General features: G+C 68.7%; 16 protein-coding genes. 10 read left to right on the forward strand and 6 right to left on the reverse strand.

The window, feature by feature from the left end:
* Positions 1-52: 52 nt before the first annotated feature.
* Positions 53-637 carry a hypothetical protein gene (locus D9T14_RS13315; protein ID WP_126464271.1) on the reverse strand — a complete coding sequence of 195 codons (585 nt, stop codon included), beginning with the start codon at positions 635-637 and terminating at the stop codon, positions 53-55.
* Positions 638-1,181: 544 nt separating this feature from the next.
* On the opposite strand from D9T14_RS13315, the gene D9T14_RS07000 reads away from it, so the two are divergent.
* A complete protein-coding gene (locus D9T14_RS07000; RefSeq protein WP_119162162.1) occupies positions 1,182-1,745 on the forward strand; it encodes a TetR/AcrR family transcriptional regulator in 564 nt (187 codons plus the stop codon).
* A 21-nt stretch (positions 1,746-1,766) separates the two neighbouring features.
* Complete coding sequence (locus tag D9T14_RS07005; protein WP_232012342.1) at positions 1,767-2,900, forward strand: MFS transporter; 1,134 nt, start codon at positions 1,767-1,769, stop codon at positions 2,898-2,900.
* Positions 2,901-2,994: 94 nt separating this feature from the next.
* Here the strand turns inward: D9T14_RS07005 and D9T14_RS07010 are convergent, their stop codons facing one another.
* Positions 2,995-4,200 (reverse strand): MFS transporter, encoded by a 1,206-nt coding sequence (locus D9T14_RS07010; protein ID WP_197720583.1) that lies wholly within the window; start codon positions 4,198-4,200, stop codon positions 2,995-2,997.
* 186 nt (positions 4,201-4,386) lie between these two features.
* Between D9T14_RS07010 and D9T14_RS07015 the strand changes: the two genes are divergently transcribed.
* Positions 4,387-4,752 carry an ArsR/SmtB family transcription factor gene (locus tag D9T14_RS07015; protein ID WP_197720582.1) on the forward strand — a complete coding sequence of 122 codons (366 nt, stop codon included), beginning with the start codon at positions 4,387-4,389 and terminating at the stop codon, positions 4,750-4,752.
* Here the strand turns inward: D9T14_RS07015 and D9T14_RS07020 are convergent.
* Both D9T14_RS07020 and D9T14_RS07025 read right to left on the reverse strand, forming a co-directional pair.
* A complete protein-coding gene (locus D9T14_RS07020) occupies positions 4,715-5,668 on the reverse strand; it encodes an alpha/beta fold hydrolase (RefSeq protein WP_119162160.1) in 954 nt (317 codons plus the stop codon). The two genes, D9T14_RS07015 and D9T14_RS07020, sit on opposite strands and share 38 nt — an antisense overlap.
* A 31-nt stretch (positions 5,669-5,699) precedes the next feature.
* Positions 5,700-6,671: a TetR/AcrR family transcriptional regulator gene (locus D9T14_RS07025; protein WP_119162159.1), complete on the reverse strand. Its 972-nt coding sequence runs from the start codon at positions 6,669-6,671 to the stop codon at positions 5,700-5,702.
* A 319-nt stretch (positions 6,672-6,990) separates the two neighbouring features.
* On the opposite strand from D9T14_RS07025, the gene D9T14_RS14570 reads away from it, so the two are divergent.
* Together D9T14_RS14570 and D9T14_RS07035 are read left to right on the forward strand one after the other, a co-directional pair.
* A complete protein-coding gene (locus D9T14_RS14570; RefSeq protein WP_220451986.1) occupies positions 6,991-7,089 on the forward strand; it encodes a cytochrome b5-like heme/steroid binding domain-containing protein in 99 nt (32 codons plus the stop codon).
* Between the two features lie 96 nt (positions 7,090-7,185).
* Entirely contained in the window at positions 7,186-7,491 is a 306-nt protein-coding gene (locus tag D9T14_RS07035; protein WP_232012341.1) for a CHY zinc finger protein, read from the forward strand.
* Between the two features lie 261 nt (positions 7,492-7,752).
* Here the strand turns inward: D9T14_RS07035 and D9T14_RS07040 are convergent, their stop codons facing one another.
* Positions 7,753-8,391 carry a trimeric intracellular cation channel family protein gene (locus D9T14_RS07040; RefSeq protein WP_119162157.1) on the reverse strand — a complete coding sequence of 213 codons (639 nt, stop codon included), beginning with the start codon at positions 8,389-8,391 and terminating at the stop codon, positions 7,753-7,755.
* 456 nt (positions 8,392-8,847) lie between these two features.
* On the opposite strand from D9T14_RS07040, the gene D9T14_RS07050 reads away from it, so the two are divergent.
* From D9T14_RS07050 to D9T14_RS14365, 5 genes are all read left to right on the forward strand, one after another.
* Positions 8,848-9,495: a hypothetical protein gene (locus D9T14_RS07050; RefSeq protein WP_119162155.1), complete on the forward strand. Its 648-nt coding sequence runs from the start codon at positions 8,848-8,850 to the stop codon at positions 9,493-9,495.
* A 141-nt stretch (positions 9,496-9,636) separates the two neighbouring features.
* Positions 9,637-10,356, forward strand: coding sequence for a M50 family metallopeptidase (locus tag D9T14_RS07055; protein WP_197720581.1), 720 nt, complete (start codon positions 9,637-9,639; stop codon positions 10,354-10,356).
* Positions 10,357-10,515: 159 nt separating this feature from the next.
* Complete coding sequence (locus tag D9T14_RS07060; RefSeq protein ID WP_119162200.1) at positions 10,516-11,241, forward strand: ABC transporter ATP-binding protein; 726 nt, start codon at positions 10,516-10,518, stop codon at positions 11,239-11,241.
* A 5-nt stretch (positions 11,242-11,246) separates the two neighbouring features.
* Positions 11,247-12,245, forward strand: coding sequence for a COG1361 family protein (locus D9T14_RS07065; protein WP_119162154.1), 999 nt, complete (start codon positions 11,247-11,249; stop codon positions 12,243-12,245).
* A gap of 3 nt (positions 12,246-12,248) precedes the next feature.
* Positions 12,249-13,589, forward strand: a complete 1,341-nt coding sequence (locus tag D9T14_RS14365; protein WP_119162153.1) for an ABC transporter permease — start codon at positions 12,249-12,251, stop codon at positions 13,587-13,589.
* A 137-nt stretch (positions 13,590-13,726) separates the two neighbouring features.
* Here D9T14_RS14365 and D9T14_RS07075 read toward each other — a convergent pair whose 3' ends face one another.
* On the reverse strand, positions 13,727-16,057 hold the full coding sequence (locus D9T14_RS07075) for a glycoside hydrolase family 3 N-terminal domain-containing protein (RefSeq protein WP_119162152.1): 2,331 nt from the start codon (positions 16,055-16,057) through the stop codon (positions 13,727-13,729).
* Between the last annotated feature and the right edge of the window lie 99 nt (positions 16,058-16,156).

Genomic DNA, 16,156 nt, shown 5'->3' on the forward strand with positions numbered 1-16,156 from the left:
ATCCTGAGAGCCATATGAATTGTTATTCAGATCCCATGCTAAAGATTTCAAATCAATTCGATTCCAGCTGAATTGGACCTTCGTTAACACTGGAGAAAAATGCAGCTGAAACAATTCTCCACGGAATATAGACAGCCTGTGCAAAAAGCTCAATGAGTACTAAGAGAATACGTTCCCAAAAACTCTCATTTTCGGTGTACCTGCCTCTAAGTAACCACCATAAAGCTCCAAGGCAGACCGCGGAGGGGATAATTTGCAAGGCGGATATTCCGCCGGCAATCTGGCCGCCAGTCAGTGCGATATAGAAGGTAGCGGCAGCAGGGCCACTTGGTTGGGTATATCGTGGTTGCGAACCACAAAAGAGCATTGCAAGAGCAAACGCGGCTGCTCCTATGCAAACAGGATGCACTAGGATGGAATGACTAATTATCCAGTTCTCTACGGTGCCTACTCCTGTCATAAACCCGTCAGGTAGGCCTAGAAAACTAGATACTTCTATAAAATTGTGCAGTCCGGTGGTCTTCGTAAAGAATCCAGCCCAAAAGAAGGGGGCGATAATACCTCCGCACCATATCCATAACATCAAAGTGAGTTTGCCGCCAGTCAAGATTTCTTTTGTCCAACTAGTCAAATTCATAATTACCATTCTTGCTTGACGCCTATCTCTAGGGCTTGTTCGGTTGCTTTGAGTAATCCTGTATGGGGTGTGTTGCTGAAGGCGAAAGGGGGTCCGCCTTGAGATGGTTATGTGTGAAAATAATCAAGTGACAGGCTGCGGATTTAATGCTATCACGCGACTGACCCGAACCCGGGTACTGACGAGACTCACGCATAGTCCCCGCGCGGGCGAGTTCATTGACTGCTTTGCCAAGACCGCTGTGTGGGTTTGGTGTAGTCGCTCAGCGGCTGCCTTGATCTCAGGATCCAGGCTTAATGTCGTCCTCACGTCAAATCGTGTACCCAGCACGGATGTAATCGTGGAAGCGTCAGTGATACAACCTTGGGATGGTGGTCGGTCGGGTGATGCTTCGGGCTGAGATCGTTTCGTTCTGCGTTCGGATGGTTCTCGTTCCGGTGCGGGTCTTGTAGCGCTCCTTCCATCGGTGCGTCAGGAAAGGCCTGTGACTACTCGTCTCGCGGAATGCCCATGTCCTGTGACATATACATGTTAGATTGTATGTATGAGGCGGACGGCTGAGGCGGCGGAACAGACGCGGCGCGCGCTGCTGGAGGCGGCGCTGTTGACCTTCGAGGAGAAGGGCTGGCGCGGGGCGACCTTCGAGGTCGTCGCCGCTCGCGCAGGTGTCACGCGCGGCGCGTTGCACCATCACTTCAGTTCCAAGGTCGTGCTGCTCGAGGACGCGCTCGCATGGGGCTGGGCCGAGTACGAGGCCCGGCTTTTCGATGCCGAACCCGCGGACCTGGCGGCTCTGCTGCCCGAGTTCGTGCACCTCCTACGCGAGGACGCCCGGTTCCGCGCCCTGGCGGCCTGCACGGTGCTCGTCGCCCCGCAGGCGCTCGGCGACGCCACGGAGAAGAACACCGCTCTCGACGCCTGGCGCGACCGCATCGCCGCCGGCCTCCCCGCCACGGCCGAGGCCGCCCCAGGGGCGGTCGCGAACCTGACGCTGGTGCTCATGCAGGGGCTCACCGTGACAGCCGTGATGCGCCCCGACGATCTTCCCCGGCCCGACGAGCTGAGCGCCACGATCTCGGCGCTGGCAAGGGGGCTGCGCCCGACATAGCCAGAAAGGAGTCGTCACCTCATGGCGACACCCGACACCACCCTCGCCACCACTCCAAGCCATGCCCTCGTCGTCGGCTCGGTGGCACTGTTCACCGACATGCTCGTGCACGGCCTGGCTGTCCCCGTGCTCCCGCTACTCCCGTCAGTGGTCGCCCGTGGCCCGGCCGCCACGGGCGTCCTGTTCTCGGCGTACGCGGCAGCGATGATCGTCTCGACGCTGTTCGCCGGCCGTGTCGTCGACCGCCGCGGGCCGCGGATGCCGCTGCTCATCGGCCTGGTGGGCCTGGCCGCGGCCACGCTGCTGTTCGCCACCGGCGGCCCCTACTGGCTGCTCCTCGTCGCCCGGCTCGCCCAAGGGCTCGCCGGCGGCATGTCCTGGGTTGCGGCCCTCTCGCTGATCGCCGCGACGACGAGACTCGAACGGCGCGGCCAGGCGATGGGGATCGCCATGTCCACCATCACCCTCGGCGTGCTCATCGGCCCGCCGCTGTCCGGGTTCATGGTCGAACGCCTCGGTACGGCCGCCCCATTCCTGCTCGCCGCCGCCGTCGCCCTCGCCGACGGGATGCTGCGCATCCTCCTCGTCAAGGATTCGCCACGAGTCACCGACGACGTCGCGGGTCCACTCACGGTGCTGCGGGTCCCCGGCTCGGCCGCCATCGTGACCGCCATCGCGATCGGCGCGGGCGTGCTCTCCGGTGTCGAACCGGTGCTCCCGGCGCACCTGGGGGCCGGCTCGCTCACCATCGGCCTGCTGTTCGCCCTGGCCTCGCTCGCCGCGATCGTCGCCAACCCCGTGGTGGGCCGCCGCGTCGCGACGGCCTCACCGCGACTGCTCATCGGCGCGGGCGTGGCCACGGCCTCGGCATCGCTGGCCCTCATCGGCTTGGCTGACCGGCTGTGGCAGACCTGCGTGGCCATGGCGCTGCTCGGCGTCTCGTCGGCGCTGCTGCTCGCCCCGGCGACCACCCTCATCGCCGAGCAGGGATTCCGGGCCGACCCGCCGACGCTCGGCGGCTCGTACGCGCTCTACAACCTCGCCTACGCGACAGGACTCGCGCTCGGACCCCCTGCTCGCCGGGCTCGGCGTGCAGCGGGCGGGTTTCACCGCCGCGATGACGGCGGGGGCCATGCTCCTTCTTCTCGTCGGTAGAGCCGCCCTCTCGCGCCTTCCGTGCAATACGCCGGTGGCGCAGGAGACCGTCTCGTAGATCCGTCGGGTCCACGAGATCACCACCATCCTGGCATCAGGACGGTGATCCGGTGCGCCGCGTGAAGGCGCCGCCCAAAGTGTACGTGCCGAGGGCGGCGAGGTAGGCGATGACGGTGAAGACCGCGATGCCGCTGTACCCGGTGAAACGGGTCAGCAGGTGCCCGCCGACGGCCCCGCTGATCGTCGTCCCGGCGTACATGGCCGCGTTCGACAGCGAGGACACCGTGCCGCGGGCGAGATCGGTGTGGCTCTGCAGCTCGCTCATGAGGACGGGGAAGAGGAATCCGGCGACCAGCATCGCCAGAGCGAGCACCGGCACGGCGAGCCACAACGTGCCGATGAAGGCCGTCACGAGATAGATCGCGCCAAGGGCGAGAATCCCGAACAGGAGCGAGCGCTGCGGTCCGATCCGGGCGACCAGCCGCGAGCCGGTCAACGACCCGATGGCGTTGCCGAGTCCGATGGCGATCATCGCCGAGCCGATGGTGGTCTGGGAGGCCCCGAAGTCCTGGGCGAACCACGACCCGATGAAGGACAGTGCGGCGAAGTTCCCGGTCTGGAACACCAGATAGGCCGTCAACGACAGCACCAGGGGGCGAGACCTCACCACGTGCGCATAGGGGGTGAGGAGCCGACTCCGCGACGCCACGCCGACAGGGCGCACGTTCGGGAACCGCGCATACAGGAGGATCCACAGCAGCACACTGGCCGCTGCGATCGCCAGGAATGGGACGCGCCAGCTCACGGATGACAGGAACGAGCCGATCGGGATCCCCGCGACTTGGGCGATGGCGAGCCCCGCTGTCGCGTAGCCCATCGTCCGGACGACCGACGATGCGGGCACCGTCACCGGGATCGCCGCCCAGATCTGGGGTGTCACGAACGCGGCGGCCACGCCGGCGAGCAACCGCGTGCTGAAGAGGGACCAGAAGTCCCAGGTGCCGCCGCAGGCAGCGGTGAACACGGCGAACCCGGCCAGCCCCGACAGGAGAACGGTCCGCCGGTCGAAGCGATCCGAGAGGGGGCCTGCGATGAGGGCGAACACCGCGTAACCGAGCGCATAGGCCGAGACGAGCCAGCCGGAGCGCGACACGCTCACATCCAGCTCGCGCTGCAGGAGCGGCAGCAGTGGCGCGGTGAGGAATGTGTCGGTGCCGATCACGAAGAGCGTGGCGAAGGAGATCAGCCGCATCGTCGGTTCGGAGGCCGACCTGAGTGAGGTGTCCGAGGGTGAGGTCATGGGGCGTCCTTCCGGTCCCCTCGGCCGCGACGGGTCAGCGTGTGGGGAAGGGACAGATCTGGTCTTCATTTAGAAGTTTGACGAAATAAGAATAATCTGTCGAACTCGCTTGTCAAGTCGATCGGTTGGAGTGGTGATCGTCGCCCGGGCGATAGCATGAGGCCTGACCGGCGGAAGGGTGGACAGTTGGGTAGAGAGCGGTTGCACCATCCCGGCCCGGGCGACATCGACCTCGATCGTGTGCTCGGCGCCTTGTCCGATCCGATCCGGCGCGACATCCTCGGCCGGATCGCCTCGGACGGCCCGCAGTTCTGTGGCGATCTCGACTACGACGTCGCCAGGTCGACCATGTCGTACCACTTCAAGGTGCTCAGGGAATCAGGGCTCATGCACACCGAGGCGCTCGGCAGGCATCGTCGCATCACTCGCCGGGACGCCGTGATCGAGACGCTCTTTCCGGGGCTCCTGGAAGCGGTCGGGCTCCCACCCGGCGAAGGACAGTGGCAGGAATCGGTCAGGTCTGCTGGAGCGGGCGGCCAGGAGGTGCTCTGAGATCTGCCGGGCAGGCGCCGCGTACCGGCCGTGCGGGGATCGGCTCGCGCCAACGGCGGGCCCGGGGCTGCTGGCCTCGGGTGATGGCGGGGTAGTGCTCGGACAGGAAGTCCAGCAGCACCCGGTTGAAGAACCCCGGATTGTCCTGGTTCGCGTTGTGGCCGGCCCGCGGGATCACCGCACACCGGCAGTGCGGGTCCCGCGCCGCCCAGGCGGGGGCGGTGCGCGCGATGTTGCCCGTACGGTCCAGCTCGCCATGGGTCAGCAGCAACGGCGCCTCGATCCGGTAGCCCGCCTCGGGCCGCATCGAGCGGGTCACGCCACGCCAGATGTGGAGGAAGTCGGCCTTGGTCATCATCCCGATCGCTTCCTCGGCATAGGCGCGGACCTGCGGTCGGCGGGCCGTCGTCACGGCGACCACGCGCTTCAGGTGCCCCCAGGGCCAGAACGTGAACCAGCACAGCGAGGATCGCAGCGCCCACCGCTCCCACCTGGCGATCGGCATCGTGATGCACGTCGACCCGATGATCACCAGGGCCGCCACCCGCTCGGGCGCGCGATAGGCCAGTTCCTGTGCGACGAGTCCGCCCAGCGACTGCCCGCCGACACAGACCGGCTCACGAATGCCGAGGTGGTCCAGGATGGCGAGCAGGTCGTCGGCCATGTCGGCGACACTGATCGGAACCCGGCCGATCGGCCGGGACAGGCCGTGCCCGCGAGTGTCCCAGGTGAGCGTCCGGTAGCCGGCCTCGGCGAGTGGTCCGACCTGGTCGTCGAACATGCGATGATCCATCGACGCGCCATGGCCGAGGACGACCACCCGGCCATCGGCCGGCCCCGTCGTCCAGGCGTGCACCGGCGTGCCTGCACACCGCACCACGTGCTCGGCCCGGGGCGGCTCCACGTGGGTGCTCATGGGATCAATGTGATCTCGATCCTCGCCCCGGTCAATCATTTTCGCGGGCCGAACTCGGTCGGCGATCTGGCGGCTCCCCGCGGTCGTGGCCGAGGTGTCGGCCGCCCGGATCGTCGGGGCCCTTCGCCGGCGGGGCGCCGTCATCGTCCTCGGTCGTGGCCCCGCCGAGCGAGGCGGCGATCTCGGCGAACCGCTCCTCGGACGCCGCGATGCGTTCCGGGGTCCAGTCGATCGACGGATCTGGTTCGAGGTGGCCGAGCAGCACCGTCGTCATGGCGATCTCCGGCTGCGACCACGGGGCCGGCTCGCTGGCGCCGAAGAGGGTCAGTTCGGTGCGTTCATCGAGCCAGCTCGGGTCGCCCAGTGCGCGTGAGAGCACCCCGCGCATGGCCAGCCCGGACAACTGCGACAGCGCCATGAAGCCCTCCGCGCCGATCCAGGGCGGGCGCTGGCGGTAGCCGATCATGGCCGCCATCGCCTCGTAGACGCCGGCGCGCCGCTGCGCCAGGGCGTGTTCCATCTCGTCCAGGGAGCCGGCCACGGTGGCGCGGAGCCCCTCGTCGGGCAGCGTCTGGTGCGTGACGGACAGGGCCATGAACAGCCGCCACTTCGGCGAGGCCAGCATGCGGCGGATGTCGGCGTCCAGCGAGACCCGCAGCGCCTCGACGACCACGTCGCGGCGGCCCTGCTCGGTGTCCAGCACCTCACGGCGCGCCTCGAGGGCACCCAGCAGGCGCGCGATGGTTTCGTCGTCCTCGGGGATGAGACTGGTACGGCTGATGGCATGGACGAGGACGTCGGCGAGGAAGTCGGTGCGGTGCGGCCAGCAGCGATAAGCGCTCGCCCGTGAGACGCCCGCATCCGCGATGACCTGCTCCATGCGGATCGCGTCCAGCCCGACGGACAGCCCCTGCTCGACGAGGCGGTCGCCGGCCTGGTCGAGGACGCGCCTGCGCGTCTCCTGCTCGCTGATCCGGCGGCGGGGCGGAGGATTGACAGCCATGAGACATAGTGTATCTTCACCATCATGAGACATCATGTATCAAAAGGGGAGAGGAGTCGTCTCGTGCGCTGGATCATCATCGTCGTCCTCGTGCTCATTGCCCTCGCGGTCACCTGGGCGCTGCTGCACAATTCGAACGCCGGGGACCGCACCAAATTGGACCGGGAGTTCTCGAGCGCCGAGCAGCAGACGATCGACACCGTGACCATCACCTCGGACGAACTCGCCGAGGCCACCTGTGTCGACGGGGCCCAGTGCTGGATCGCCGTCAACGGGGTCGTCTACGACCTCGGCGTGGCAGGGCGGCAGCCATCACGGGGTGAGCGCCGGCACCGACGCCACCGAGGCCTTCGTCGGATCGGGACACGGCCGGCAGATCCTGGAGAAACTGCCGGTGGTCGGCCGGTACCAGCCTTGAGCCGCGGATTCACGGGGCTCGCAGCGGGACGCATGCGCACACCACGGGCCGCGGCGCCGACCGTAGCGGCAGCCCGGTGGTGGCAGAATGCGGCCCGTGACGGTGATCCGGGGCATCGACGTGGACGAGCAGGGCCGGTGCGCCCACTGGCACACAGAGCGCGACGTCGTGGCGAATCTGTGCGGGGCCTGCGGGCAGTTCTGGGCCTGCCACGAGTGCCACGCGGCGCTGGCCGATCACCGGTTCGGACGGGTCGACCCGGATGCCCCCGGCACCGTGCTGTGCGGGGTGTGCGGACGGCTCAGCTCGTACGCCGACTACTCGGCCGCGGGCGCCTGCGTCGGCTGCGGGCACCCGTTCAACCCGAGGTGCGCGCTGCACCAGGGGCTGTACGTGAGGTGAACACTCAGCCCTGTGACGGGCGTGCCTCGATCCGGCACGAGAGTCGCAGGTGTGTGGGACCTCGCCGGGTGATCCGGTTGCCAGCCTGTCCCCGAGACGGGAGTTGCAGATGAGCGGGGCACCGGGATCAACCCGCGCCATGAGCGCGGCGGTGTTCACGAGGCCCCGGCCACGGACGTCACCGATCTCACGCCCGCGATGCGTGGGCAGACCGAGACAATGCGGTCGATGCGCGGGCGAGGACAGCCGGAAGTGCGCTCATCATGGCTTCCCGGGGTCGGGCTGGCCGGGCTCGTCCCGGGTGAGACGTCGTGGTTTCGGTGCCTGCCAGTGGAATCGGAGGGCGAGCACGCGCATGCCGAAGACGAAGGCCACGAGCAGCCACTGCGTGAGCGTGTTGAAGACGCCGAACCGCACACACAGGTCGGTGCCGAGGGAGCCGAGGATGGCCGGTGCGGCGTAGATCTCCTGGGTCAGGACGCTCGGCACCGTGCCGGCGAGCATGTCGCGGATGATGCCGCCGCCGATGGCGGTGATCGTGCCGACGAGGATCGCCTCGACCCCTGGGTGCCCGGTCCTGATGGACACCAGTGTGGCGGCCACGGCGAAGGCGCCCAGCCCCGCGGCGTCGGCCAGCAGGATGAGCTTGCGGACCCGGTCGAGGCTGCCCGAGAACCGGAACGTGATGAGGCCCGCCAGGACGGCCGTGGCGAGGAACGGAATGTTCGTGAGGTTCGACGGGGGAGTGATGCCGAGCAGCAGATCGCGGACCACGCCACCCCCAAGAGCCGTGACGAGCGCCAGGACGAGGATGCCGAATATGTCGAAGCGACGGCGGACCCCGACGAGCCCGCCTGAGACGGCGAAGGCGAAGACACCGACGAAGTTGAGCAGATCCACGCCCCAAGGCTAAGGGCGGACGGGCTGCTGGGGCGGGTGACAATGCCGTATGACCAAGAACACCACGGTGATTGCCGGGCTGGTGACGGCCGCCCTGCTGGTCCGCGGGCGCGGGATGCAGGACAGACGGACCGGTTCGCCCGAGCGGCCCACCGGCGGGACGGCCGGCACGCAGCAGTCCACGGCCACCACGACGGGGCCGTCCCGGCAGTCGAGAACGGCGGGGCCGACATCGCCGATGTCACGGTTCCGGTCGAGCATTCCGGGACGGCGGGCTTCCAGGACGGGGCCTCGTCGACACCGAGGACTGATGCAGTGGCCTGGCCGCCTCGGCCCCGGCGCCCCTCGCAGTGGTCGGGCGTGCCCTTCCCGGCGAGCCCCTGCCGGCCCCGCCTGGGGCCGGCCATCCGAGGACTCCGAGTGGAGGGGTGGGCAAGGAGGGTGAAGAATACGGTCATGGGCAAGAGCATCACGGTGGTCGCCGGAGCAGTGCTGGCCGCACTCCTGGTCGGCGGGTGCGGGGCGCAGGGCGGACAACCCGATCAGACCGGTTCGCCCGAGCAGTCCACCGGCGGGACGACCGACACGCCCCAGTCGACGGCATGGCCGACCCCCTCGGTGACAACGACGGAGCCGTCCCAGCAGACGGATCCCACCAGGCAGGACGCCGCCGACGTCACGGTCGATGACCTGCTCACGGCGGTGTCCCCCGATGCCTGCCGGCCGAGCACGAGGATGATCGACGGGACGGTCCCCCTGACGACCATCGACCACGTCGAGTACGAGCCGGGTCACCCGTGGTCGCCGGTCTACCTGGACATGGCCGGCCTGGGCTACCGGCAGGCGCTGGCGGTGTTCGCCTGTGGCGGAGCCAACTTCATCCCGAACTACCTGATGCTGACCGGCTCCGGGGGTGAACTCCTCGGGTCCGTCGCACTGTCCGACTACACGGACACGGCCCACGGCGACGTGCGTTCGCTGGAGGTCACCGGGGACTCGGTGCACGTCACATGGGTGGCGAGCGAGAGCGCAGGAGCCAACCCCGTCGACCGCTCCGGGACGGTGAGCTTCCAGGACGGGCGCCTCGTCTACACCGAGGACTGATGGAGTGGCCTGGCCGGTTCGGCCACGGAGTCGTCCGTGGTGTCGTGGGGCGGATCAGCCCAGGATGCGGCGCATGCGCGGGCAAGCCGCCGGCCGGCGCCAGGAACAGCCGTGCTTTCCTCGCGCGGGCATAATCGGTGCGTGAACGGCGTCCTGGCACAGATCTGGGAGCGGCTCGGTGCGAGCCTGCACCCGGGCCCGGCGCCCGCCGAGGCAGCCGTGCTCGTCGCCGTCGTAGCGGCCCTGGCGGCCGTCCTGCTCGGCCCGGCTTGGCGGATCCTGCGGGTCGTCGTGACACTCGTCCACGAACTCGGGCACGCCCTCGTCGGCCTGGCCGCCGGGCGCCGGCTCGCCGGCTTCACCGTCAACCCCGACATGTCGGGCGCCACCACGACGAGCGGCGCCACCAGCGGCCCGGGCCTCGTCCTCACGACACTGGCCGGCTACCCGATGCCCGCCGTCGTCGGCGTCCTCATCGGGCAGGCCGCGCTGGGCGGCTACGCGCGGGCGGTGCTGACCGGGATCGCCGTCGTCCTGCTGCTCGTCCTGCCCAGGGCCCGTTCGGTGCACACCGTCGCGGCCCTGCTCGGTACCCTCGCCGCCGACATCGCCCTGTGGTGGTACGCCGACTCCACGCCGGCCTCCGCCACGGTCCTCGGCCTGGGGGTCTTCCTCGTCGCCGGGGCCTGGCGCCAGCTCGTCAACGTCGCCCGCCATGGCGACCGGACCCAGGACCCCGGCGTCCTGGCCGCCCGGACGCACGTGCCGGCGGCGGTCTGGAACCTCGCCTTCGCCCTCGTCCTGGCGGGCGCCTCCTGGTGGTTCGGCCGCTCTCTCCTGCCGTTCCTGCCGTTGCCGTGAGGCGCGGTTCCTCCGACCGTGGTAGCTCATACCCTGAATCCAACTCAGGGTATCCCTCGGGGGCAGTATCGACCAGGTGGATGATGTCTGCTGACATGAGCCCCTCGTATTCTCGGTGCCGTTGATTTCTGAAGCCGTGAACGAGAGGTGGACACGGGCATGGACGAGCCGGCGCGGGCACTGGTCGAGACCCGGGAGCTCAGCAAGGTGTACCAGGTGGGCAGCCAGCCGGTCGTGGCCCTCAACCGCGTCGACCTGTCCATCCCCGAGGGCACCTTCGCCGCCGTCGTCGGCACCTCGGGCTCGGGCAAGTCCACACTGCTCAACATGATCGGCGGGCTCGAGAAACCCACTGCCGGCGAGGTCTGGGTGGCGGGTCACCCGTTGCACGAGTTCAACGAGGAGGAACTGGTCTCCTTCCGTCGCGAACAGGTCGGCTTCGTCTTCCAGTCGTTCAACCTCATCCCGACGATGACGGCCGTCGAGAACGTCGCCTGGCCACTCGCCTTCCAAGGTGTGGCCAAGGCCGAACGGCTCGCCCGGGCCGCCGCCTCGCTGCGCACCGTCGGCCTCGGCAAGCACCTCGATCACAGGCCCACTCAGATGTCCGGGGGGCAGCAGCAGCGCGTCGGCATCGCCCGAGCCCTCGTCGTGAACCCCCGCATCGTCTTCGCCGACGAGCCCACCGGCAACCTCGACTCCCACACCGCCGAGCGGACCCTCGAACTCTTCAGGCGCTTCATCGAGCGCTACCACCAGACCTGGGTAATGGTCACCCACGACCAGCACCTCGCCTCCTTCGCCGACATGATCATCCGGATCGGCGACGGATGCATCACCGACATCGACCGCACCGGGCCCGCCACCGGGCAGGAAGGGGCATGAGACCCATGAGACATCTGATACGGCAGACGCGACGCATCGGTCTCGTCGGCGTTCTCGCAGTAATCCTTGCGTTTCTCGCGCCGAACCTGGCCAGGCCCGCGCTCGCCGAGGGGATGGCGCCCCGGGTGCTCCTGTCGGCCTTCTCGACGATTCCTGAAACCCCGGCTGCCGGCGAGGAGTTCACCATCAAGTTCACGTTGAAGAACGCGTCGTCCACCACCGGCGTGCAGAACCTCAAGACGACCATCAGCGCCCCCGACAACTCCCTACTGCCGGTCGGCGGTACCGCCTCGGTGTACACCCGGTGGATCGGCGCGGGAGCGGCCGTCGGCTACGAGCTCCGCTTCCGGCCCCTGCCCACCGCCGATGAGGGCCCCCACCAGCTCGCCCTGCACGTCGACTACGAGGAGGCAGCCGGCGGCACCGCGCTGGCCTCCGATGAGACGATGACCGTGAACGTCCGGCAGCACGCCCGAGTCGAGACCTCGGAGCTGGAGTTGCAACCGTCCAATCTCACCGCCGGGCAGGACACCAGCCTCACCTTCAGCGTCCTGAACAAGGGCAAGAACAAGCTCTACAACACCTCGGTCGCGGTCAAACCGGACCAGGCCGTCACGGCTCCCGAGCAGTTCATCGGCACCATCGAGGCCGGTGCCGCCGGAGCGGTGGACATGGTGCTGCATGCCGAGGCCGCGTCGAACGCGCCAGTGACCCTCGTGATCAGCTACGAGGACGCGGGCGGTGCCGTCACGAGCTTCGAGCGCCAGGTCGAGTTGAACATCGATGCCCCATCGGCATCGCCCCAACCCACGCCGGAGAACCAGGCGGAGTCCGTTGGCATGGCGATAACCCCCTTGACGCTCGGCCTGCCGCTTCTTCTCGTGGCGGCCCTGGTCGTCATCATCGTGATCGTGCGCAGGCGCCGCAAGCGGGCCGCGGCGGCCCAGGAGTCCCTGGCCGCCCTCGACGCCGAACCGCCGCTCATGCCCGAGGACCAGGAGTGAACCATGCGCTGGCGAGATCTGATCGAGATGAGCCTGGCGAGCCTGCGCCAGCGCAGGTTCCGCACGGCACTGACCGCGCTCGGCGTGGTCATCGGCACGATGTCCGTCGTCGTCATGGTCTCGCTCGGCCTGGGCATGTCGCGGTCGGTGCTGGAATCCGCTGGTGAGAACTCCAGTTACACCCGTGTGAGCGTGCTCCCCAACCAGGGATCGACGAAGAAGTACAAGCTCGACGCCGAGACGATCAACGATCTGTCCGCCAGGGACGGCGTCACCCATGTCACGCCCGTCTACGACGTACCCATGATGGCCAGGGTCGGCAACAGGACCGGCAGTGTCACCGTCTCGGCCATGGCAGCCGATGACCTGGCGCGCCGAAATCTGCAGTTCTCCGAGGGTCACCTGCCAGGTGCCGGGGACGGTCTCGCCTTCGCCGTGGGCAGCGCCGTGGGCAGCTCCTTCGGTGAGGACCTGTACACGAGCCAGAGCGACATCGACTTCATGGCCCAGCCGATGCTCGTCAGGCCGTCGAGCGGCCAGGGGCAGGGGGCACAGGGCGGCGGCCAGCAAAACCAGGCAGAGGCTTCCGCGCCGGCCTCCGGGCAGCAGGAATCCGCACAGAACAAGTCCAGAAGAATCGTCGTACCGGTCACCGGGATGGTGAAGAGGAGCGCGAGCGGTTTCTCGGACGAGGACAGGGCCATCTACTGCGATTTCGGCGAGCTCGTCGGCGCGCTGCGCCGGGCGAACCCCGGCAAGGCCCTGCCCGGCCAGCCGGCCAACGCCAAGGGCGGCCCCAAGGGCCCCTTCGTCTACTCGCACATCGATCTGGACACGGGAAGCGTCGAACAGGCCGAGGCGCTCTCGCAGGAGCTACGCTCTGCCGGCTATTCGGTGCAGAGCAATGTGGAGCTCATGCGCGAACTGCAGAAGCAGTCGGTCCTCGTGCAGGGCGTGTTCGGCGGTATCGGCTTCATCTCCCTGTTCGTGGCGGCCATCGGCATCGCGAACACGATGATGATGTCGGTCTACGAGCGCACCCGCCAGATCGGCATCATGAAAGTGCTCGGCGCGGCGATCCGCGACATCAGGCGGGCCTTCCTGGCGGAGGCCGCGATGATCGGTTTCCTCGGCGGTGTCGCCGGGCTGCTACTGAGCCTGCTGTCGTCGGCGGTGCTCAACGCGACCCTCGGTGCCTCGACCGGGTCGAAGATCTCGGTGATCACGCCGTGGATGGGGGTCGGTGCCATCGTCTTCTCGACGCTCATCGGAACAGTGGCTGGGCTCATACCGGCTCAGCGGGCGATGCGACTGAGCCCCCTGGCGGCCCTGCGCGCCGAATGACCCGCTGGGCGAGGGCCTTGGCGTTCATGGCGCCGGGCCCTCGACGCGCCGTGGGCGCCGGGGCCCGCGGTGCGGACCCCGGCGGGGCGATCAACGGCACACACGGCAGGACGGATCGCCCCGGCCGGCCCTGGTACTCAGTCCTGACCGGCCTGCGCCCTGTCGAGCAGCGTCAGGTAGTCCTCCGGGGCCAGGAGTGAGCCGGGGAGCCGCACGAGCCGCTCCAGCGGCATCGCGGCGAACAGCTCGTAGGCGCCGGACGAGGCCATGTCGTCGACGAAGGCCCGGGCGTCCGTGCGCAGCAGCGGCCCGCCGACCGGGTGCGCCATCCACTCGGCGTAGGTGGAGTCCTTGCCGAGGGGGCTCGCGGGCTCTGGTGCCGTCACCTGCAGGGGCAGCACCGCAGCGGCGTCCCGGCTGGAGAAACCGACCCAGGCGCGGTAGGCGCCGGGCTCGACCTGCCAGCAGCCGGTGCCCTCGTCCCAGTAGGAGAGGTCACGGCGGCTCAGGGCGAACTCGAACGGCGCGGACTGTCCCGGGGCCAGGGTGATCTTCTCGTAGCCGCGCAGCTCGCGGGGCGCCCTGGCGACCCGCGAGGCCTCGTGCCTGCCCAGGTAGAGCTGGACGACCTGGGCGCCCGTGCGCTGTCCCGTGTTGGTCAGCGTGCCGCGCACGACGGCGACGGTCTCGTCCAGGCCGGTGCCGTCGGCGACCGTCACGACCGGGGTGGCCTGCACGCCGGTGAGCTCGAACGTCGTGTACGTGAGACCGAAACCGAACGGATAGGCGACCTCCCGGCCCATCGTGTCCAGGCCGCGGTAGCCGACGAAGACGCCCTCGCCGTGGTCGACGCGCGAATGGGAGCCGGGGAAGTTGAGCTGGGCCGGGACGTCGGACAGTGCCAGGGGGATCGACTCGGCGAGGTGCCCGCCCGGGCAGGACCGGCCGAGCAGGACGTCGGCGGTGGCCGAGCCACCACCCTGACCGCCCAGCCAGCACTCCAGCAGGGCATCGACCTTCTCGCGCCACGACGCCACCGAGACCACCGAACCGTTCGACAGGACGACGGTGGTCCGTGCGGCGACGGCGCTCACGCGTTCGATGAGCGTGGTCTGGGCGTTCGGCAGCTCGATGTCGTCCCGGTCGTAACCCTCCGACTCGACCGCTGCGGGGAGGCCGGCGAACAGGACGACCGTGGCCCCGCGGGCCGCCTCGACGGCCCGGTCGGCCAGTTCGTCGTCAGTGAGTTCCTGGCCCGGCATGCCGGTGGCCTCGGCCAGCCGGTAGCCCGGCTCGAACCGGACGGCCCCGCCCAGCTGCTCGCGCAGCGCGTCGAGCGCCGAGTCCAGCCGCGTGGGGTTGATCTGGCTCGACCCGGCGCCCTGGTAGCGGGGCGTGCGGGCGAACTCGCCGATCACGACGAGCGGGGCCTGGCCGGTGATGTCCCGGGCGTCGAGCGGCAGGACCGGGGAGCCGTCCACCGGCTCGTTGCGCAGCAGCACCGCGCCGGCTGCCGCAGCCTTCCGTGCGAGTTCGTGGTGGGCGTCCGTGTCGAAGCCGGTGCCGGGTTCGACGGCCTGGGCGGCGAGGATGAGCGCGACGATGCGCTGCACGGCCCGGTCGAGCACCGCCTCGTCGAGTTCGCCGGTGCGCACTGCCCGGGCGATCTGCTCGTCGGTGACCCCGCCCGAGGCCGGCATCTCGAGGTCGAGGCCGGCGGCCAGGCCCGGTACCCGCTGGTCGACCGCGCCCCAGTCGGAGACGACGAGCCCGCCGAAACCCCAGTCCTCGCGCAGCACCGTCGTGAGCAGCCACGGGTGCTGGGAGGCGTAGGTGCCGTTCACCTTGTTGTACGCGCACATGACGGTCCAGGGGCGGGTCTGCGTGACGATCCGTTCGAAGGCCGGCAGGTAGATCTCGCGCAGCGCCCGTTCGCCGATGCGGGCGTCGATGCGCATCCGGTCGGTCTCCTGGCTGTTCGCGGCGAAGTGCTTCACGCTCGTGCCCACCCCCTGGGACTGCACGCCGCGGACCATCGCGGCCCCGGCACGCCCGGCGACCAGGGGGTCCTCGGAGAAGTACTCGAAGTTGCGGCCGCACAGCGGCGAGCGCTTCATGTTGACGCCCGGGCCGAGGACGACCGCCACGCCGGCGGCACGCGCCTCCTCGCCGAGCGCCGCGCCCACCTGTTCGAGCAGCTCGTCGTCCCACGTCGAGCCGAGCGCGGCCGCGGTGGGGAAGCACGTCGCCGGCACGGCCTGGCCGATGCCGATCTCGGCGTCGTTCGTCGCCTTCCGCAGTCCGTGTGGGCCGTCGGTGACCATGACGGCCCCCAGCCCCAGGCGCTCGACCGTCTTGAGGTTCCAGAAGTCGGCGCCCGAGGTGAGCGAGGCCTTCTCGTCGAGGGTCATGGCCGCGACGAGTTCACTGGCGCGGTCGGCGTAGTCATCAGGGTGGACGGTGGTCATGGCTGCTCCTTCAGCAGGATGGATTCCATCAGGGTAGTGTCGCCCGGGCCCTGGCGGTCTGGGACGGTAGGGAAACTGTGGTGCCGCCGGCATGAGCCC

The organism is Propionibacterium australiense (assembly GCF_003666605.1).
In the GTDB taxonomy this organism is placed as follows: domain Bacteria; phylum Actinomycetota; class Actinomycetes; order Propionibacteriales; family Propionibacteriaceae; genus Propionibacterium; species Propionibacterium australiense.

Coding starts and splice junctions, on each gene's coding strand:
- D9T14_RS07005 (WP_232012342.1), top strand. CDS start 1,767: ATGGCGACACCCGACACCACCCTCGCCACCACTCCAAGCCATGCCCTC.
- D9T14_RS14365 (WP_119162153.1), top strand. CDS start 12,249: ATGCGCTGGCGAGATCTGATCGAGATGAGCCTGGCGAGCCTGCGCCAG.
- D9T14_RS07020 (WP_119162160.1), bottom strand. CDS start 5,668: ATGAGCACCCACGTGGAGCCGCCCCGGGCCGAGCACGTGGTGCGGTGT.
- D9T14_RS07000 (WP_119162162.1), top strand. CDS start 1,182: ATGAGGCGGACGGCTGAGGCGGCGGAACAGACGCGGCGCGCGCTGCTG.
- D9T14_RS07025 (WP_119162159.1), bottom strand. CDS start 6,671: ATGGCTGTCAATCCTCCGCCCCGCCGCCGGATCAGCGAGCAGGAGACG.
- D9T14_RS07010 (WP_197720583.1), bottom strand. CDS start 4,200: ATGACCTCACCCTCGGACACCTCACTCAGGTCGGCCTCCGAACCGACG.
- D9T14_RS07050 (WP_119162155.1), top strand. CDS start 8,848: ATGGGCAAGAGCATCACGGTGGTCGCCGGAGCAGTGCTGGCCGCACTC.
- D9T14_RS07060 (WP_119162200.1), top strand. CDS start 10,516: ATGGACGAGCCGGCGCGGGCACTGGTCGAGACCCGGGAGCTCAGCAAG.
- D9T14_RS07075 (WP_119162152.1), bottom strand. CDS start 16,057: ATGACCACCGTCCACCCTGATGACTACGCCGACCGCGCCAGTGAACTC.
- D9T14_RS07065 (WP_119162154.1), top strand. CDS start 11,247: ATGAGACATCTGATACGGCAGACGCGACGCATCGGTCTCGTCGGCGTT.
- D9T14_RS13315 (WP_126464271.1), bottom strand. CDS start 637: ATGAATTTGACTAGTTGGACAAAAGAAATCTTGACTGGCGGCAAACTC.